The organism is Zymobacter sp. IVIA_12111.31 C1 (assembly GCF_047495495.1).
Lineage (GTDB): Bacteria > Pseudomonadota > Gammaproteobacteria > Pseudomonadales > Halomonadaceae > Zymobacter.
The window spans coordinates 1,583,032-1,600,612 of record NZ_CP179930.1 but is presented as its reverse complement, the minus strand read 5'-3'; the positions used below and the strand labels follow the sequence as shown (position 1 = coordinate 1,600,612).

Annotated in this window: 10 protein-coding genes, 3 tRNA genes and 3 rRNA genes; 10 read left to right on the top strand and 6 right to left on the bottom strand. The window is 52.5% G+C overall.

Features of this window, described 5'->3' with window-relative positions; translation table 11 throughout:
- The 5 genes from cobW to ACMHYW_RS07175 form a co-directional block, all read right to left on the bottom strand.
- Positions 1–1,080 carry a cobalamin biosynthesis protein CobW gene (cobW, locus tag ACMHYW_RS07195; protein ID WP_414499324.1) on the bottom strand — a complete coding sequence of 360 codons (1,080 nt, stop codon included), beginning with the start codon at positions 1,078–1,080 and terminating at the stop codon, positions 1–3.
- A gap of 107 nt (positions 1,081–1,187) precedes the next feature.
- A complete protein-coding gene (locus ACMHYW_RS07190) occupies positions 1,188–1,586 on the bottom strand; it encodes a cobalamin biosynthesis protein (RefSeq protein WP_414499323.1) in 399 nt (132 codons plus the stop codon).
- Positions 1,583–2,914, bottom strand: a complete 1,332-nt coding sequence (locus tag ACMHYW_RS07185; protein ID WP_414499322.1) for a cobyrinate a,c-diamide synthase — start codon at positions 2,912–2,914, stop codon at positions 1,583–1,585. The genes ACMHYW_RS07190 and ACMHYW_RS07185 overlap by 4 nt, the downstream gene beginning before the upstream one ends.
- Positions 2,914–3,564 (bottom strand): cob(I)yrinic acid a,c-diamide adenosyltransferase, encoded by a 651-nt coding sequence (gene cobO, locus ACMHYW_RS07180; protein WP_414499321.1) that lies wholly within the window; start codon positions 3,562–3,564, stop codon positions 2,914–2,916. The genes ACMHYW_RS07185 and cobO overlap by 1 nt, the downstream gene beginning before the upstream one ends.
- Positions 3,565–3,626: 62 nt before the next feature.
- Positions 3,627–5,465, bottom strand: a complete 1,839-nt coding sequence (locus tag ACMHYW_RS07175; RefSeq protein ID WP_414499320.1) for an ATP-binding protein — start codon at positions 5,463–5,465, stop codon at positions 3,627–3,629.
- A 671-nt stretch (positions 5,466–6,136) separates the two neighbouring features.
- On the opposite strand from ACMHYW_RS07175, the gene ACMHYW_RS07170 reads away from it, so the two are divergent.
- The 6 genes from ACMHYW_RS07170 to rrf all read left to right on the top strand — a co-directional run bounded on the left by ACMHYW_RS07170 (position 6,137) and on the right by rrf (position 12,930).
- Positions 6,137–6,661, top strand: coding sequence for a hypothetical protein (locus tag ACMHYW_RS07170; protein WP_414499319.1), 525 nt, complete (start codon positions 6,137–6,139; stop codon positions 6,659–6,661).
- Between the two features lie 976 nt (positions 6,662–7,637).
- Positions 7,638–9,177, top strand: a 16S ribosomal RNA gene (locus ACMHYW_RS07165).
- Positions 9,178–9,285: 108 nt separating this feature from the next.
- Positions 9,286–9,362 (top strand) — tRNA-Ile (locus tag ACMHYW_RS07160).
- Between the two features lie 9 nt (positions 9,363–9,371).
- A tRNA-Ala gene (locus tag ACMHYW_RS07155) sits at positions 9,372–9,447 on the top strand.
- A gap of 344 nt (positions 9,448–9,791) precedes the next feature.
- Positions 9,792–12,691: ribosomal RNA gene (locus ACMHYW_RS07150) — 23S ribosomal RNA — on the top strand.
- A 123-nt stretch (positions 12,692–12,814) separates the two neighbouring features.
- Positions 12,815–12,930, top strand: a 5S ribosomal RNA gene (rrf, locus tag ACMHYW_RS07145).
- The 16S, 23S and 5S rRNA genes sit together here with 2 tRNA genes alongside, the layout of an rRNA operon.
- Positions 12,931–14,452: 1,522 nt before the next feature.
- Here rrf and ACMHYW_RS07140 read toward each other — a convergent pair.
- Positions 14,453–14,812, bottom strand: coding sequence for a histone-like nucleoid-structuring protein, MvaT/MvaU family (locus tag ACMHYW_RS07140; RefSeq protein ID WP_414499318.1), 360 nt, complete (start codon positions 14,810–14,812; stop codon positions 14,453–14,455).
- Between the two features lie 457 nt (positions 14,813–15,269).
- Here ACMHYW_RS07140 and ACMHYW_RS07135 point away from each other — a divergent pair, with 457 nt between their 5' ends.
- From ACMHYW_RS07135 to ACMHYW_RS07120, 4 genes are all read left to right on the top strand, one after another.
- On the top strand, positions 15,270–15,410 hold the full coding sequence (locus ACMHYW_RS07135) for a hypothetical protein (RefSeq protein WP_414499317.1): 141 nt from the start codon (positions 15,270–15,272) through the stop codon (positions 15,408–15,410).
- 535 nt (positions 15,411–15,945) lie between these two features.
- Complete coding sequence (locus ACMHYW_RS07130; RefSeq protein ID WP_414499316.1) at positions 15,946–16,470, top strand: hypothetical protein; 525 nt, start codon at positions 15,946–15,948, stop codon at positions 16,468–16,470.
- A gap of 82 nt (positions 16,471–16,552) precedes the next feature.
- A tRNA-Pro gene (locus ACMHYW_RS07125) sits at positions 16,553–16,629 on the top strand.
- 579 nt (positions 16,630–17,208) lie between these two features.
- The gene (locus tag ACMHYW_RS07120) at positions 17,209–17,460 is read left to right on the top strand and encodes a GlsB/YeaQ/YmgE family stress response membrane protein (RefSeq protein ID WP_038278733.1); all 252 of its coding nucleotides are present in this window, start codon (positions 17,209–17,211) and stop codon (positions 17,458–17,460) included.
- The last annotated feature ends 121 nt before the right edge of the window (positions 17,461–17,581 follow it).

The following is a 17,581-nucleotide window of genomic DNA, read 5'->3' as shown; positions in this document are numbered from 1 at the left end:
TCAGTGTGGCAAATGGGCCTGCGACAGACGTGAGGCGATCGCTTGGGTATCCAGTTGACGACCGATGAAGATCAGCCGAGTCTGGCGCGGTTCATCGGCATGCCACAGTCGATCAAAGTGGAGCCCAACGCGGTCACCGACCACGTGAAGTACCTGACGCATGGGTTTGCCGGTGTCTGCGAAGCCTTTGATGCGGAAGATGCCTTGAGTCGCTACCAGATGGCGCAGTGCGTCCAACAGCTGCAGCGTATCCACTACGCCCAGCGTCGCTACGTAGTGATCGAAGTCATCGTGGGCGTGATGATGCTCTCGGCCAGCGGCATGATGATGGTCATGGTGCGTATGCACGTGATCGACGCGCTGTTCGGACTCAAGCCCCAGTCCCATCAGTAGCGACGCCTCCGCGCCTCCTTGGCGCACAAACAGGGTTTGAACGCTGGACGGCAGTACGGCGTGTAGCTGATCGCTGACGCGCAGTCGGTCCTCTTCGCTCATCTGATCGGCCTTGCTGACGACAACCATATCTGCCGCCGCCAGCTGGTCTTCCAGCAGTTCATGCAGCGAGGGATCATGATCAAGGCTACTGTCCGCTTGACGTTGTGCCTCGATGCGCGCTGTAGACTGGGCAACTTCGCCAACGGCCAGTGCCGGGCCATCGACAACGGTGATCACCGCATCCACGGTACAGAACTGCTTAATCTCAGGCCAGTTGAAGGCTTGCACTAGCGGCTTGGGCAGTGCCAGCCCTGACGTTTCGATGAGGATATGATCCAGCTCATGGCGTCGCTTGACGAGCTCTTTCATCACCGGCAGAAACTCTTCCTCGACGGTGCAGCAGATGCAGCCGTTGGCCAGCTCATAGATGCCATTGTTTTCATCGGCAGGGCAGTTTTCTAGTGCGCAGCCTCTGATCAGTTCGGCATCAACGTCTAGATCTCCAAACTCATTGACGATAACAGCGATCCGTTTGCCATTGGCCTGACGCAGCAGGCTTGAAATGAGAGTGGTCTTGCCGCTGCCGAGAAAGCCGGTCACAACCGTAGCCGGAATCTTGTCCAGAGCGGGTGAGCGAAGGGTCATTCGGACACTCCTTAATCGTCAGTGTGATGATGGTGTGCAGAAATCGGGCCTGCGATGCGGCCATGGTAGCGCCTGCGTGAGCAGATGAAAGGGCCCGATGGGTCAGGTCAGCATCGCGCGATGGCCCCGGTGGCATCGTGCATTGACGATACGCAGCGACTAATCCATAGGCGTGGCGGCTGCGCTGATCGTACTTGTGCGCTGGCCAAGGCTGCGGCTTCCGCGATGCCCCAAAGTCCCGTGCGTTCGTAGAGCGACGCTGAACGGTGGCTCAGGTCTGGGGCGTAAGCTACCAGCGCTGTCGTCGACCATGCCTCAAGCGGCACATTCAATGTGTGCGCAAAGGCTGTAAGCGCTGCATGATGCTGGCGAGGGGCCCAGCACGCAATGGCGCACAGAGGCCCGACAGGGGGGGCGAGCCTCTGTTCCATCTGGCGAAACAGCGAGAGTAGGGTGTCGAGTGAACACGCGGCTTTGCAGCCGATTCCCATTACGAAGCCTCTCATGGCTGTACCGGCAATGTTGCTTTGCGCGGTGCAGTGAACAACGCTGCGCAGGCACTGGGGTTCGAAGGAAAATACAGGTGCAGATAGCTCGCGGTGGTATTGCCCTGCCGATAGACGGCCTCGCCCGGCGCCGAGTGGCGCGCACGCTGGCAATGAGTCAGCGGCGGCAGTGTATCAAACGCACGCGAATGATGATGAGAGTGGCCGCGTAGTGTGCCTTCTGGCAGCTCGACGCTCTGCATGCCCTGACACCCCGAACGTCCCTGCATGCGTCCTTGCCCCGGCAGCACGCTAGCCATGGGGAAGGTATCGCCCTCTAGTGAGACTAACGAGGCCATCAGGTACAGCATGCCTCCGCACTCGGCCAGAATCGGGCAGCCACGATCATGGGCATTGCGCAGCGCCTGATGCATGGCGGTATTGCATGCCAGTGTGTCGGCGTGAAGCTCGGGATAGCCGCCCGGCAGCCATACGGCGGTATAGCCCTCGGGCAGCGTACTGTCCGTCAGCGGAGAGAAGAACGCGATGTCAGCGCCCAGAGCTTCCAATAGCCGAAGGTTGGCGGAATAGATAAAGCTGAAGGCGGCATCACGAGCAACAGCAATCCTACAGCCCTCCAGCGTCGCTATCGGTGCTGTATCGTACTCGGGCGCCGGAAAGCTGACGTTGGGCAGCAATGTGGACAGCGTGCTTCCTTCAAGCTGATCTGCAGCTAGGGCGATGCGTTCGTCTACATCTTGCTGTTCATCCGGCATGACCAGCCCTAGGTGGCGGCTGGGCAGTGCCATGTCGTCCTTGCGCAGTAGCGATGCCAATAAGGGTGTTTCGGGCGCCAATGCGGAGTCGATCAGCTGGCGGTGGCGCTCGCTACCGAGCGCATTGGCTACGATGCCCAGCGTGTTTAGGGAGGGACGGTAGTGCGCGAGTCCGAGTGCCACTGCGGCCACGGTCTGGGCCATGCCGCGGGCGTGAATAACCGTGACGACGGGCAAACCGAAGTGCTCGGCCAGATCCGCGCTGGAAGGATCACCGTCAAACAGCCCCATTGCCCCTTCGACAAGAATCAGGTCGGATTCAGCCGCTGCTTCGTATAGGGCGCGGCGGCAGGCTTCCTCACCCATCATCCATAGGTCGAGTGGTTCGGCTGATCCGCCGCTGGCGCGGGCCAGCAGAAGAGGGTCAAGGTAGTCAGGACCGGTCTTGAAAACCGTCACTCGCTTGCCTTGGCGCCGATGCCAAGCTGCCAGTGCGGCGGTTACCGTCGTCTTGCCCTGACCTGATGCTAAAGCGGAAATCATCAGTGCCGGACATTCGCGCGTTGTTGTCATCAAAACTCAATCCCTGCCTGTGCCTTCACACCGAGCCTAAAGGCGTGGCGCTCATCCTGAATGACGCTAATAGTATCGGCTATCTCCTGCAGCGGAAGCGCCATGGTACGTCCCGTGACGATGACGTTGAGGGTGGGAGGGCGTGCTGCCAGGACATCGGCCACTTCCTGAGCGTCCAGATAGCCGTACTTGAGCATATACGACAGCTCATCAAGTATGATGAGCTGCACCGGATATGGCGCATCGGAAGCCGTTGACGGGATCAGATAGCGGCAGGCCATCTGCCATGCCTGCCGAGCTGCTTCGGCTTCACGCTCTGGATCTCGCGTCTCCCAGCTGAACCCATGGCCCATTACGTGGAAATCGACGTTCGGGTGATCCTTGAAGAACAGATGTTCCCCCGTTTCCCGTGTCCCCTTGATGAACTGGATGACGGCTGCCCGCTGGCCGTGGCCCAGTGCCCGCGCCATGGTGCCGAACGCTGAACTGCTTTTACCCTTGCCGTTGCCTTTCAGCAGGATCAGTACGCCACGCTCGGTAGCGGCCTGAGCGATGCGCTCATCAATGATCTGCTTCTTCTTCAGCATGCGACGTTGATAAGACTCTTCTGGTGCCGTCATAGCGTATTGCTGCCCCGCATCGTTGCGCATTCCAATAACTTGAGTAAACAGAATGGTAATTGTGCCATAGCGTTCACGATGCCCGCTTAAATTTAGCCTGCGGCGTACGTATGCAGCGCTGTCGCAGCGACATGCTCACCGCCAAGCTGTGTGGCAAGCAGATGGCTGCGCCCCAATCGCTGCTCGCCCACTTCACTGTCGACTACGGTAAGCGGTGATGGCCACGGATCCGCTGAATTCCACTGACAGCGTGCATCCGTAATCAACCAGCTATCAATGTGTGCGGCAGGAAAATTGCGTCGCCAGCGAGCGATCCAGCGACGGCCTTCCTGCAAGGCCAGTGACAGTGGGGTGCCACCTCCCGGCTGAAGGCTTTCCAGTGTTCGCGTCACATTGCGGATCTTTTCCTTGCCTCGTAGTAGCCACTTGGCACTGTTGCCTTGAAAATACAGTAGCGCGACGTAGCGCTGTTCCTGCTGAGCTTGGGCAATCAGCTGCTGCACCACTTGCCGCGTCTGATGGAACGCCTCTGGCTGGCGTTGTGATGCTGATGAATCCAGCAGAATCAATACCGCATCATGAGCGCTTGGGTGCAACGTGCGTCGCAGCACTTTTTTGAGCCCCTGAGGTGTCAGGTTTTCAGCGAGAGATAAAGAGCGCTCCCAATCAATGTCGTCAGCAGTGTGCTGACCTTGACCGCAGCATCGTCCATGTGTGGATGCGGAAAGCCATGTTCTGCCCTGTGCGATGGCAGGCATCTCAGTCGCGGATGCTTTCGATGAAGGCGGCTCTGGCCTCTTTAGCAGCTGATGGTCACTGCTGAGAGAGGAGGAAGGCTGAGCGATTGCGGAAGCCGGCAAGGGGGGCGGAATATCACCTGAGTCGCCGATTGGAGCCGAGGCGGAATCTGACGTGGGCGCGTTCGGTGATGACGGAAATAATTCTTGGGCTGTCCCGCTCGCCGGTGCCGGGCAAGTTGTTGAACCAGAGAACGGCGAGGGAGGCATAAAGGTGGGCGCAGAGTCAGAAGATGATGCTGGCGACGCGCACGGTTCATGCGGCGCCGTTTGGCGATGGTTTAGTACCAGTGCTTCAACGGTGGCAAGGTCGTCTTCGGTGACCGCCTCTTGCTGTTGCAGTGCGGCATGAGCCAGCGCGGCGCGTTGCCAGGCAATATCTGCGCGGACGCCTTCTATCCCCGCGTTGGCGCAACGTTCCGCGATGGCATATTCGATCTGCTCAGGAAGATGAACATAGGGCAGTCGTTGGCGCGCTTGCTCTAGTCGCTGTGAAAGAGCCTGCATGGCTTCTTCATGCCGCTGACAAAACCCTTCTGGGTCCGCATCGAACCGGCGACGTGCTCGCACGATGGCCACCCGCTCTTCGCATGATGGTATGTCGCTCAGCTGTACCGCCAACCCAAAGCGATCACTCAACTGCGGTCTCAGCTCACCTTCTTCCGGATTCATCGACCCGATCAGAATAAAGCTAGCGGGGTGAACGTGACTGATGCCATCTCGTTCCACCCGATGGTGCCCAGAGGCCGCGGCGTCAAGCAGCTGATCCACCAGTACGTCCGGCAGCAGATTGACCTCATCGACATATAGAATGCCACGGTGTGCTTTTGCCAACAGGCCGGGGCGAAAGCGCACCTCCTGTCGCGATAGCGCGCTATCAATGTCGAGCGAACCGGTCAACTGAGCCGTACTGCACCCCAACGGCAGTTCCACGAACGCATCGCCCCCACGAGGAAGCAGCGCAGAAAGGGCACGTGCCAGTGTCGTTTTAGCAATGCCGCGAGGACCACTGAGCAATACGCCTCCCAAACGAGGCTCGATGACCGCCAGCAATAGCGCCGTCTTCAACGGTGCCTGCCCTACTACAGCAGTAAACGGGAAAACGGGAGGTCGCTCAGAGGACAATGCCGACATGCCATGCTCCTAACACATTGAGTGATCTTTTCCATATGAAATGAAGAGCCCTACGCCTTTTTTAGCACAGCGTGTGCGATGCTCCATTTCATTTGAGTGGCATCACTGTACATCAATCTGACGCCTATCCCGAGGCAGAGGCTGTTTTCAGTAAGGCATCTCTGTCCATTTGGAGAATTCTGAAGGCATGAATGATGTGCCTGTGCGTTCTGCTGAAGACAAAGGTGAAGATGAACCAAGAGAAAAGCGACGCACGAGAGGCGTGATGGAGTGGCGGCTTACGTGGGGAAGAAGATGGATCGATGTGTGGGGCTTGAACGGAAGGGTAGGGCGTGATGCATCCAAGGCCTTGCGGGGTGATTCAGCCGAGTAATGCGTTAATTCCATGATAAATGGATGGAAAACGAGCATCGGAAACGATGCATCGCCTGACGTCACGTCTCAGGCTGGCTACGAAGTAAGGATACACATGGCTAACGTAGAAATAGTGACCTATATTCATCAACAAGAGTTGCAATGCGTTTGCAATATCATGTCGACCGTGGAAAATGCCTGAATATCGACGTATTTATGTCGGTATTTTGTGGATTGCACCTATCGTGCCGTCTGCAGAAAGCAGAGGTCTGATCGTCATGACGGCCTTTTAACCAACTAGCATCAGGAGATTTTCAATGCGCGTTACTCCCATGCGACTGGCCATCGCCGCTTTCGCTTCCGTAGCGGTCATCAGCGGCTGTGCAGGTCAGTCCAAGCAAGAAAAAACCGCCCAGCAAGGCCAGTCTGCCATTGCTGCCCCCGCTCAGCAGGCGTATCACAACGATGCCGAGCAGTACACACTGACCTACCCGGCCAGCTGGAACACCCGTGTACAGCCCCAAGATACGAACGTTTGGCAGGGCAAAGCACTGCTGGACGCTGAAAACGTCGTTGTTTTCAGCTACCTTGAAATCGACAATGGCAACCAGTCCAAGCCGCTGCTGGCACTGGCGACCTATGACAAAGCCACTTACGATCGCCTGATGTCCGAAGTGGGCACGGAAATGCCGAGTGGTCAGGTCGTTGCAACCCGTGACAACAAAGTGCTGGTTGTTTACCAGAATGCTAACAACCCCTACGATCCTGCATCTTTCCAAGGGCAGCAGTACGCACGCCGTCAGGTGGGTCTGAATACCCTGAAATCAGGTCTGCAATGGTAATCGCTGAACGCTAGCGCTGCCCAAGGGCAAGGAGAAATCCTTGCCCTTACTGCCTATAGCGATAAGCTCACAACCACACACCACACACCACACACCACACACCACACACCACACACCACACACCACACACCACACACCACACACCACACACCACACACCACACACCACACACCACACACCACACACCACACACCACACACCACACACCACACACCACACCCTAGGTATAGGATGTATCCGTCATTGGCTGCTCTTACATGCGTTGCTCGGTATCGCTTAGCGTTCTGGCTGAAGTATGGGATAGGCGGTGTGTCCTTGCTACCCGACAAAATGTATTTCTAAGACAGTGCGTTGATGTACGTGATGCGCTCAGGGCATCGGCCTACAGATAAGGCAAAAGGAGGCATGCCCAGCCTTTCTTGGTCTTGATCCTCGAATGAACTAAATAATGGCCTCTCTAATAGAGAGGGAGAAGAGTTAACCAGCGAAGAAATCTCTTCTTGATAGCGGATTATGTTCTTTGGTTTTTAGCCTGATTGAGAATGCAATCGCATGCCAATGTCAGGAAGGCGCACATAAATATATCTTTATCGGCAAAAGCCCTTGCCAACCCGGGGTGATCTCTGTAAGGTACGCCCTCGCTGCCAGGGCAAACGCCGGGTGGCACGGAAGCTAACCTCTTGTAGGTCTTCGCTTTTTCTTGAAGATGTTTCAGTTGAGAGGGTTGTGTGATCTCCTGAAGCGATCGCCAAATCGGCGGTTGACAAAATCCTCAGAAAATGTAGAATGTGCTTCCACTTGCTGAGCAGCGAACGCCGCTCGCAAGACGCTCTTTAACAAGATGATCAGGCAATTTGTGTGGGTGCTTGAGGTTTTCGAAGTGGATCATCATTTCGAGCATCAAGTAACTCATCAATTCAATGAGTTGTTTCGATACTCGAGCCGGATTGGTCACCTAATGACCAATGAAAGATTTAAACTGAAGAGTTTGATCATGGCTCAGATTGAACGCTGGCGGCAGGCCTAACACATGCAAGTCGAGCGGCAGCACGGGAAGCTTGCTTCCTGGTGGCGAGCGGCGGACGGGTGAGTAATGCATGGGAATCTGCCCGATAGTGGGGGATAACGTGTGGAAACGCACGCTAATACCGCATACGTCCTACGGGAGAAAGGAGGGGATCTTCGGACCTTTCGCTATCGGATGAGCCCATGTTGGATTAGCTAGTTGGTGAGGTAATGGCTCACCAAGGCAACGATCCATAGCTGGTCTGAGAGGATGATCAGCCACACTGGGACTGAGACACGGCCCAGACTCCTACGGGAGGCAGCAGTGGGGAATATTGGACAATGGGCGAAAGCCTGATCCAGCCATGCCGCGTGTGTGAAGAAGGCCTTAGGGTTGTAAAGCACTTTCAGTGGGGAAGAAAGCCTGAGGCCTAATACGTTTCAGGAAGGACATCACCCACAGAAGAAGCACCGGCTAACTCCGTGCCAGCAGCCGCGGTAATACGGAGGGTGCGAGCGTTAATCGGAATTACTGGGCGTAAAGGGCGCGTAGGCGGTCTGTTAAGCCAGATGTGAAAGCCCCGGGCTTAACCTGGGAACAGCATTTGGAACTGGCAGACTTGAGTGCAGGAGAGGAAGGTAGAATTCCAGGTGTAGCGGTGAAATGCGTAGAGATCTGGAGGAATACCAGTGGCGAAGGCGGCCTTCTGGACTGACACTGACGCTGAGGCGCGAAAGCGTGGGTAGCAAACAGGATTAGATACCCTGGTAGTCCACGCCGTAAACGATGTCAACTAGCCGTTGGATCCCTTGAGGATTTAGTGGCGCAGCTAACGCACTAAGTTGACCGCCTGGGGAGTACGGTCGCAAGACTAAAACTCAAATGAATTGACGGGGGCCCGCACAAGCGGTGGAGCATGTGGTTTAATTCGATGCAACGCGAAGAACCTTACCTACTCTTGACATCCAGAGAACTTTCCAGAGATGGATTGGTGCCTTCGGGAACTCTGAGACAGGTGCTGCATGGCTGTCGTCAGCTCGTGTTGTGAAATGTTGGGTTAAGTCCCGTAACGAGCGCAACCCCTATCCTTATTTGCCAGCGATTCGGTCGGGAACTCTAAGGAGACTGCCGGTGACAAACCGGAGGAAGGTGGGGACGACGTCAAGTCATCATGGCCCTTACGAGTAGGGCTACACACGTGCTACAATGGCGAGTACAGAGGGTTGCGAAGCGGCGACGTGAAGCTAATCCCAGAAAGCTCGCCTCAGTCCGGATCGGAGTCTGCAACTCGACTCCGTGAAGTCGGAATCGCTAGTAATCGCGAATCAGAATGTCGCGGTGAATACGTTCCCGGGCCTTGTACACACCGCCCGTCACACCATGGGAGTGGATTGCACCAGAAGTGGCTAGTTTAACCTTCGGGAAAACGGTTACCACGGTGTGGTTCATGACTGGGGTGAAGTCGTAACAAGGTAGCCGTAGGGGAACCTGCGGCTGGATCACCTCCTTAAACGTAAAATGATCACCTCGTGATCTCAAGTGTCCACAACAAATTGCCTGATCGTAGTAGAGCGAAGTACTGCAGGGGATATTCCCTGGCCGTGCGCAAGCAGTTGCCGGGTCTGTAGCTCAGTTGGTTAGAGCGCACCCCTGATAAGGGTGAGGTCGGCAGTTCGAGTCTGCCCAGACCCACCATTATTATATGGGGCCATAGCTCAGCTGGGAGAGCGCCTGCCTTGCACGCAGGAGGTCAGGAGTTCGATCCTCCTTGGCTCCACCATCTGACTGTCTTGATGGCCGGTTCTCCAGTACTTAGTTTAGTGATCTAGCTTCTAGTCACGAACCAATCTTCATCGCGTTATGATTGATTATTAGATGTCTTAATAGTCAACGATACAGCGTGTGATGAATGTTGTTTCCTGACTGCAAGCTTCTTGCTCGCAGTATTGCTCTTTAACAATGTAAATCATGCTGATGCCAAGTCCAATGGAACGCGATCAGATTTTACTTCCTCGGAAGCATTATCCGATAGGCCGTGACATTGGCAAATGAGATACGTCTCAAGCGTATCCGGCGAAAATTGTTTTCGTTTGAATCGTGATCTATGACTCTTTCGGGTTATATGGTCAAGCGATTAAGCGCACACGGTGGATGCCTAGGCAGCCAGAGGCGATGAAAGACGTGATAGCCTGCGATAAGCATCGGGGAGGTGGCAAATGACCTTTGATCCGGTGATCTCTGAATGGGGAAACCCACCCGTCATAAGACGGGTATCCTTACCTGAATACATAGGGTATGGAGGCAAACCGGGAGAACTGAAACATCTAAGTACCCCGAGGAAAAGAAATCAACCGAGATTCCCCCAGTAGCGGCGAGCGACCGGGGACTAGCCCTTAAGTCTTAGTTGTATTAGCGGAAGTGTTTGGAAATGCACGCCATAGTGGGTGATAGCCCCGTACGCGAAAATGCAATTAAGGTGAAATCGAGTAGGTCGGAGCACGTGAAACTTTGACTGAACATGGGGGGACCATCCTCCAAGGCTAAATACTCCTGGCTGACCGATAGTGAACTAGTACCGTGAGGGAAAGGCGAAAAGAACCCCAGTGAGGGGAGTGAAATAGATCCTGAAACCGTGTGCGTACAAGCAGTGGGAGCAGACTTGTTCTGTGACTGCGTACCTTTTGTATAATGGGTCAGCGACTTATTCTCAGTAGCGAGCTTAACCGTATAGGGGAGGCGTAGGGAAACCGAGTCTTAAATGGGCGACATAGTTGCTGGGAATAGACCCGAAACCGGGCGATCTATCCATGAGCAGGTTGAAGGTTGAGTAACATCAACTGGAGGACCGAACCGGGATCTGTTGAAAAAGATTCGGATGACTTGTGGATCGGAGTGAAAGGCTAATCAAGCTCGGAGATAGCTGGTTCTCCTCGAAAGCTATTTAGGTAGCGCCTCATGTATCACCGCCGGGGGTAGAGCACTGTTTCGGCTAGGGGGTCATCCCGACTTACCAACCCGAGGCAAACTCCGAATACCGGTGAGTGCAGCATGGGAGACACACGGCGGGTGCTAACGTCCGTCGTGAAAAGGGAAACAACCCAGACCGTCAGCTAAGGTCCCAAAATCTTGGTTAAGTGGGAAACGATGTGGGAAGGCTCAGACAGCTAGGAGGTTGGCTTAGAAGCAGCCACCCTTTAAAGAAAGCGTAATAGCTCACTAGTCGAGTCGGCCTGCGCGGAAGATGTAACGGGGCTCAAACCAAGTACCGAAGCTACGGGTTCAACACTTAAGTGTTGAGCGGTAGAGGAGCGTTGTGTAAGCCTGCGAAGGTGTGCTGTAAGGCATGCTGGAGGTATCACAAGTGCGAATGCTGACATGAGTAACGATAAAGGGAGTGAAAACCTCCCTCGCCGGAAGACCAAGGTTTTCTGTTCGACGTTAATCGGAGCAGAGTGAGTCGGCCCCTAAGGCGAGGCCGAAAGGCGTAGTCGATGGGAAACAGGTTAATATTCCTGTACCAGACAGTACTGCGATGGGGTGACGGAGAAGGCTAGGTGAGCCAGGCGACGGTTGTCCTGGTGAAAGTATGTAGGCTGAGCAAGTAGGCAAATCCGCTTGCTTAAGGTCGAGATACGAGACGAACTGATTCCTCGGACTCAGGAAGTCATTGATGCCACGCTTCCAGGAAAAACCTCTAAGCTTCAGGTACTGTGTGACCGTACCCCAAACCGACACAGGTGGTCAGGTAGAGAATACCAAGGCGCTTGAGAGAACTCGGGTGAAGGAACTAGGCAAAATGGCACCGTAACTTCGGGAGAAGGTGCGCCGGCGTAAGGTGAAGAGACTCGCTCTCAGAGCCCCAACCGGTCGAAGATACCAGGTGGCTGCAACTGTTTATTAAAAACACAGCACTCTGCTAACGCGTGAGCGGACGTATAGGGTGTGACGCCTGCCCGGTGCCGGAAGGTTAATTGATGGTGTTAGGACTCGTCCGAAGCTCCTGATCGAAGCCCCGGTAAACGGCGGCCGTAACTATAACGGTCCTAAGGTAGCGAAATTCCTTGTCGGGTAAGTTCCGACCTGCACGAATGGCGTAATGATGGCCACACTGTCTCCACCCGAGACTCAGTGAAATTGAAATCGCTGTGAAGATGCAGTGTTCCCGCGGCTAGACGGAAAGACCCCGTGAACCTTTACTATAGCTTCACACTGGATGCTGATGTTGTCTGTGTAGGATAGCTGGGAGGCTTTGAAACTGTGACGCCAGTTGCAGTGGAGCCAACCTTGAAATACCAGCCTGACATCATTGGCGTTCTAACTTGCTACCGTTATCCGGTAGAAGGACAGTGTGTGGTGGGTAGTTTGACTGGGGCGGTCTCCTCCCAAAGAGTAACGGAGGAGCACGAAGGTACCCTCAGTACGGTTGGAAACCGTGCAGTGAGTGCAAGAGCATAAGGGTGCTTGACTGCGAGACAGACACGTCGAGCAGGTACGAAAGTAGGTTCTAGTGATCCGGTGGTTCTGTATGGAAGGGCCATCGCTCAACGGATAAAAGGTACTCCGGGGATAACAGGCTGATACCGCCCAAGAGTTCACATCGACGGCGGTGTTTGGCACCTCGATGTCGGCTCATCACATCCTGGGGCTGAAGTCGGTCCCAAGGGTATGGCTGTTCGCCATTTAAAGTGGTACGCGAGCTGGGTTTAGAACGTCGTGAGACAGTTCGGTCCCTATCTGCCGTGGGCGTTGGAAGTTTGAGAAGAGCTGCTCCTAGTACGAGAGGACCGGAGTGGACGAACCTCTGGTGTTCCGGTTGTCACGCCAGTGGCATTGCCGGGTAGCTATGTTCGGACGGGATAACCGCTGAAAGCATCTAAGCGGGAAGCCCCCTTCAAGATGAGACTTCCCTGGGGCCTTGAGCCCCCTAAAGGACCCTCGAAGACTACGAGGTTGATAGGCACGGTGTGGAAGCGCAGTCAATGCGTTGAGCTAACGTGTACTAATGGTCCGTGAGGCTTGACCATATAACCCCAAAGGGTTATAGACACGATCCGAAAATAACGGATACGCGACGAGACGATCTCGGCCCAGCATGATTTACAGATTTAGGTAGCGGTGCCTTAGGCATCGAGACCGAACCGAATACGCTTGACGACCATAGCGAGCGGGTACCACCTGATCCCATGCCGAACTCAGAAGTGAAACCGCTCAGCGCCGATGGTAGTGTGGGGCTTCCCCATGTGAGAGTAGGTCATCGTCAAGCATCTCTACTGAATACCCCCGGCCAGCAATGGTCGGGGGTATTTGCTTTGAGGGGTAGGGTAGGCAAGCGCAGGCCGAAGGCAAATAACGGCCGTGCCAGCCCCTAGATCCTGAGCCGTCACTCAACAGCGGCAGATGAGCAAAAGAGAAAAAAGAGAAAAAGGGCGGTAGCGCAGCCGCTAAGCCCCTGCTGCCGAAGACGACAGACGCGTCAGTAGCCCACCGTCCTCCCCACCCCAGCGTTGTGTGCTGGTTGACCACCTACTATCTATCCTAAATCCTGCGCCGACATTACCCTAACTTACTCTCGCGCATTCATCTTATCTGTAGCATGAATTCTTCAGTGATCTCTTATGCCTTTTTATGCAGTGCTTGAGCTATCGTTGGCTCTTCTAGCAACTGCTCAAACTGTTCGGGCGGTGCTACAAACATCATGAACAGACGTATGGTCTCTGAGTCAAAGCGCTTGATCAGTGACGGTGGGTCGACACTATTGCTTTTCATTTTTTCAGTACCACCGATGGTGACCGGCTAACCGCCGGATTTTTGGAAAGTATTCACCAAACGTTATGATTCTGTACTGGTTTTTTATGATATTTGGCTGAGGCGTACCCGGATATGGTTAAGATACAGCTTAAGTAAATTGCACGCCTTTTTAGCTCTTCTTTTATACTTTCAGCGTTAAATTATGGTGGCATCAGTAAAAGCTAACTCTTAGTCCTCTCTACCTAGCATTTAAGTCACAAAAAATTATCTAATTTTTGCAGAATATAGACAACCTACTGAATACATATTGGTAGCTTAATCAATATAAAATTTGAAGAGAGCAAATGTAAAGATAATAGGTGCGAAGACAGGAAGCCGCTTTTGTGTGGTAGGTATAACGCTTTTTGCTATGTGTAGATCGCTATAACTTGACGATCGTATTTAGTTACGAAATTATGGCTGTGTGGTCAGGAATGTTAAACAGCCGCACTAAAATGCGGCGGTAGTCTTCATTCAGGTATCACGTTCCAGTCGCTCTATCTCTGCAACGATGTAAGCTGCTGCTCTGATCAGGTTGCGACGAGGGCTTGTTGAGGGATGCCAGCCGTCTTCGTTCCATGGCCATAGTTCTTTAGCATCCCTCTGCAAGATTTCGCGTAGCTCTAATGGGTAAAAGCTTGTTGTCGCTGCAGATAGGTAGGCACCAGCGGCATGCGTGATACTCCCGTCAATGTACTGGTCTGCTTCTTGGGGCGGAAGGGTGCCCTTGATGAGTCGACGGTGCTCGTGGCGTATCTCAGTATAAATTTCCATGGTGTTCCATTAAGCATTATTTTAGATCAACCTTGCCCCTCTATGTATCGGCTTGTCTGCTTTCGGCTATAACAAAGGAAACTGACTAAAATACGCAGTGATCTATGTATTGCGATGTCACGGAAGAGAACAGCGGCCATGCCTCATTTTTTTGTTGTGTGGCATGGCGTGCTTTAGGATATGTTCGATATGGTGTATGAGCAGCTTGCGATGAGAAGCGCTGGTCAGTGGCGCCAAGTCTCAACGATATTGGCCCCATACTGGGCTTTCCATTCTTTCAAGGTGCGGTGGTTGGCTCCTCGAGTTTCGATACGTTCTTGCGTATAGGGGTTCAGGTATGACTTGACTGGGCGACGGCGGGTCGACGCTGTATATTCGGCAACAAGCGAACTGATATCTCCTGGCATTACCATTCTGATAACGTTTTCAATATCTTGATCGTACTCTTTCACCAATGCATGCAGGCGCGTGGCAAACTCTTGATCAAGAGCAATGGCTGGATTCTGCTCAATTTGCTCGAGTTCCGCCTGCAAACGCTCGATTTCTGCGCGCTTTTCATAGTAGGCGGCAAGTGCGAGAGTCATCTTCTTTCTTCCCTGTTTGATAATGGTAAATCCTGTCGAGAGTATAATGCGTCAGGCGACGTTGATAAAGGTAGAAGGTCAACATGATAAAAGCAATTGGTAGCAATGCACTTCTTCATCTCCTTACTTTTAAAAAATTTCTGATTTTAAATATGTTTGGGCTTTAATTTATTGTGTGGATGTTTTTATTGTAATAACCCATTATAGCCAGTAGTGCAAAATAATTATTTATCTCCCGCATAGCTATGGATAATTAGTTTATTTCTCCAAATATTGTTTGTATGGCTGTAGGCTTATGGTGAATGGGCAAAAATTACGGATTCTGCTCTTGAAATGCATGCATATTCTAGATTTTTTCCATTTTATTTAGCATGGTCAGGGGACGATCACTATGCTGTTTGGGCGTAGAATGAGAATCAGACATTCCTGATGACTGCCATGGGATAAAGGAGTTGCTATGAAAAAATTCGCTATGTTGCTGGGAGGTATCGCTACGGTACTGACCCTTTCTGGATGCCCTTGGTGGATGGGACCTCCTCCTGATGGTGGTCCTCATCACGGCGGCGGTGGCCCGGGCGGGTACCACGGTCGTCCTTGATGTAGATTGTAGATATAGTAGAGGTCAAGCCTTGTGTTCTAGGGGTTTGGCCTTTTTTTTGAATGGCACTCTATAATGCATAACTCGTTAATTTAGAGACTGTTTCATAACCTGAGTAATTTATTTCTTTAAAATAGACGACTTTTACCACAGTTTGTGGTTTGAAACCTCCTCAGTGACAGAGGCATTGGGTTACGAAACACGCTCTTAGAGACTGTTTCATAACCTGAGCGATTACGTTTACCCTTTCCAAAATAGACGGCTTTTACCGCAATTTTGTGGTTTGACGTTTCCTTCAATGACATGGGTATGGGGGTTATGAAACACACTCTTAGTATGGGGTGGACGAATGCAAAGTGTGATACTTAATCATCTATGTTATATATGATGTGGCGATAAATTTATCATATCATCCTCCACTTGTTGAGAGAGTATGCATTATTTCTGTAGTTTCATGCCACACCTTTAGGCTGTTCATATTTTGGAATGTATATGCCACTCTTATCTATAATAATTTTTCTTAAAGGATAAGATGATGGACTATAAAGATATTGCTTGCCGCCTTGAGGGCAATTTGCCGGATATTGCCGCTTTGTTAGGGGGAACGCGAGCGGCCATGGCGGCCTTTGTGATAGCCACTGTGCTTGGGGTATCTCCTGAGCCAGACGCTATCTGTAAGGCATTGGATGCGGATATGGTTGCTGCTGTCCAAAAACTCAAGGTATATGATATAGCGGCTCAGCTGGACCAAGTGACAGAGCCTAAGGACAATTCGGATGCCAGCCGCTCGGATGTAGCTTCGGCGCGTGACATGCAGATAGAAGCCTTGCATAAGGGAAAGGGCGATTTCGCAAACTGGTTTGCTGTTATCGTTTTCCTGTCATGCTTCGCTATGATCGGCGTCATGTTGCTGCATGGGGCGGCGACCATCAATGATAGCATGCGTTTCTATGTGCTCGGTTTCTTGCAGTCCGTTGTGATGGCTATCGTTGGCTTCTACTTTGGTTCTTCTGCCCCTAGTCGCAAACAGCATGCGGCACTGCTGGGGCAGACCAAGTAGAAGCACACCTTTAGGGCTTTCTTTTGCAGGAACAGTGGTGTATAGTACGTTCCGTACTCAGGGAGTCCTCCCTGTTGTATTTCGGAGCGTGGCGCAGCTTGGTAGCGCGCTGCAATGGGGTTGCAGAGGTCGCAGGTTCGAATCCTGTCGCTCCGACCATATTTTGAAAAGCAGAACACTTTCAGGTGTTCTGCTTTTTTTATATGTGAAAGATGGGATCCTTGCCGGTTTTATGCCACTCCTTCTCTCGTCTCCCTCATACTATATGCTATAAGACATCTCGTCTGTATTTTCTCTCACGGAATCATACTGTTACGGCATAAATTCCATATGGGAGAGGATGATCAAATAGTATTGATGATTGAATATAGTTATCCTACTTTTTATTTTAACAGTGTGCTTTGATTTGCAGCATCTATATGCTGAATGTAGTCTTAGCTATTCTGCTATTTTAATGCGGTAGATTCTTCTATCTGTGCAAAAAGACCTATAAATAAGAGAAGAACCGTCCTTTTCCTGCAAATCAGCAGGGCTCCTGCATAGATACATAGACAAGTTTAGATGTCTGATGTGCACCGTTACTTTGCTATAGACACCAGTCGTGCATTTTTGTGTCCGCCTTGGAATGAGAGCTGGAATAATCCTGGCAGCTACTGCTATTCTGGTGAGCAAGGGAAGGGCTGGATGCTCATGCCCTTGTCTGAGCAATAACATCTCATGAATGACAGGAGGTCTATCATGTCTGGACTAGGTTGGATTCTGTGGCTGATCGTTGGTGGTCTTGCCGGTCTCATCTCAGGCAAGCTGATGCGTGGAGAAGGCTTCGGGCTGTTCGGTAACATCATCGTTGGTGTTGTCGGTGGTTGGTTCGGTGGCTGGATTCTGCCTGTCGACCCCCACAGTGGTAGCTTTTTCGGCTCACTGATCACAGCTATCATCGGTGCTGTAATTCTGCAGTGGATTGTTAGCTTGGTCACTCGTAACCGCTAACATTATCCAAATTTGCGCTGCAGTGATGCGTGAATGCTGTGCATAGAAGATGAAGGCTAAGTCACGTACTTGGCCTTCATTTTTATAGGTAGATGCACTCTTGAAGCATTGGCTATACGCA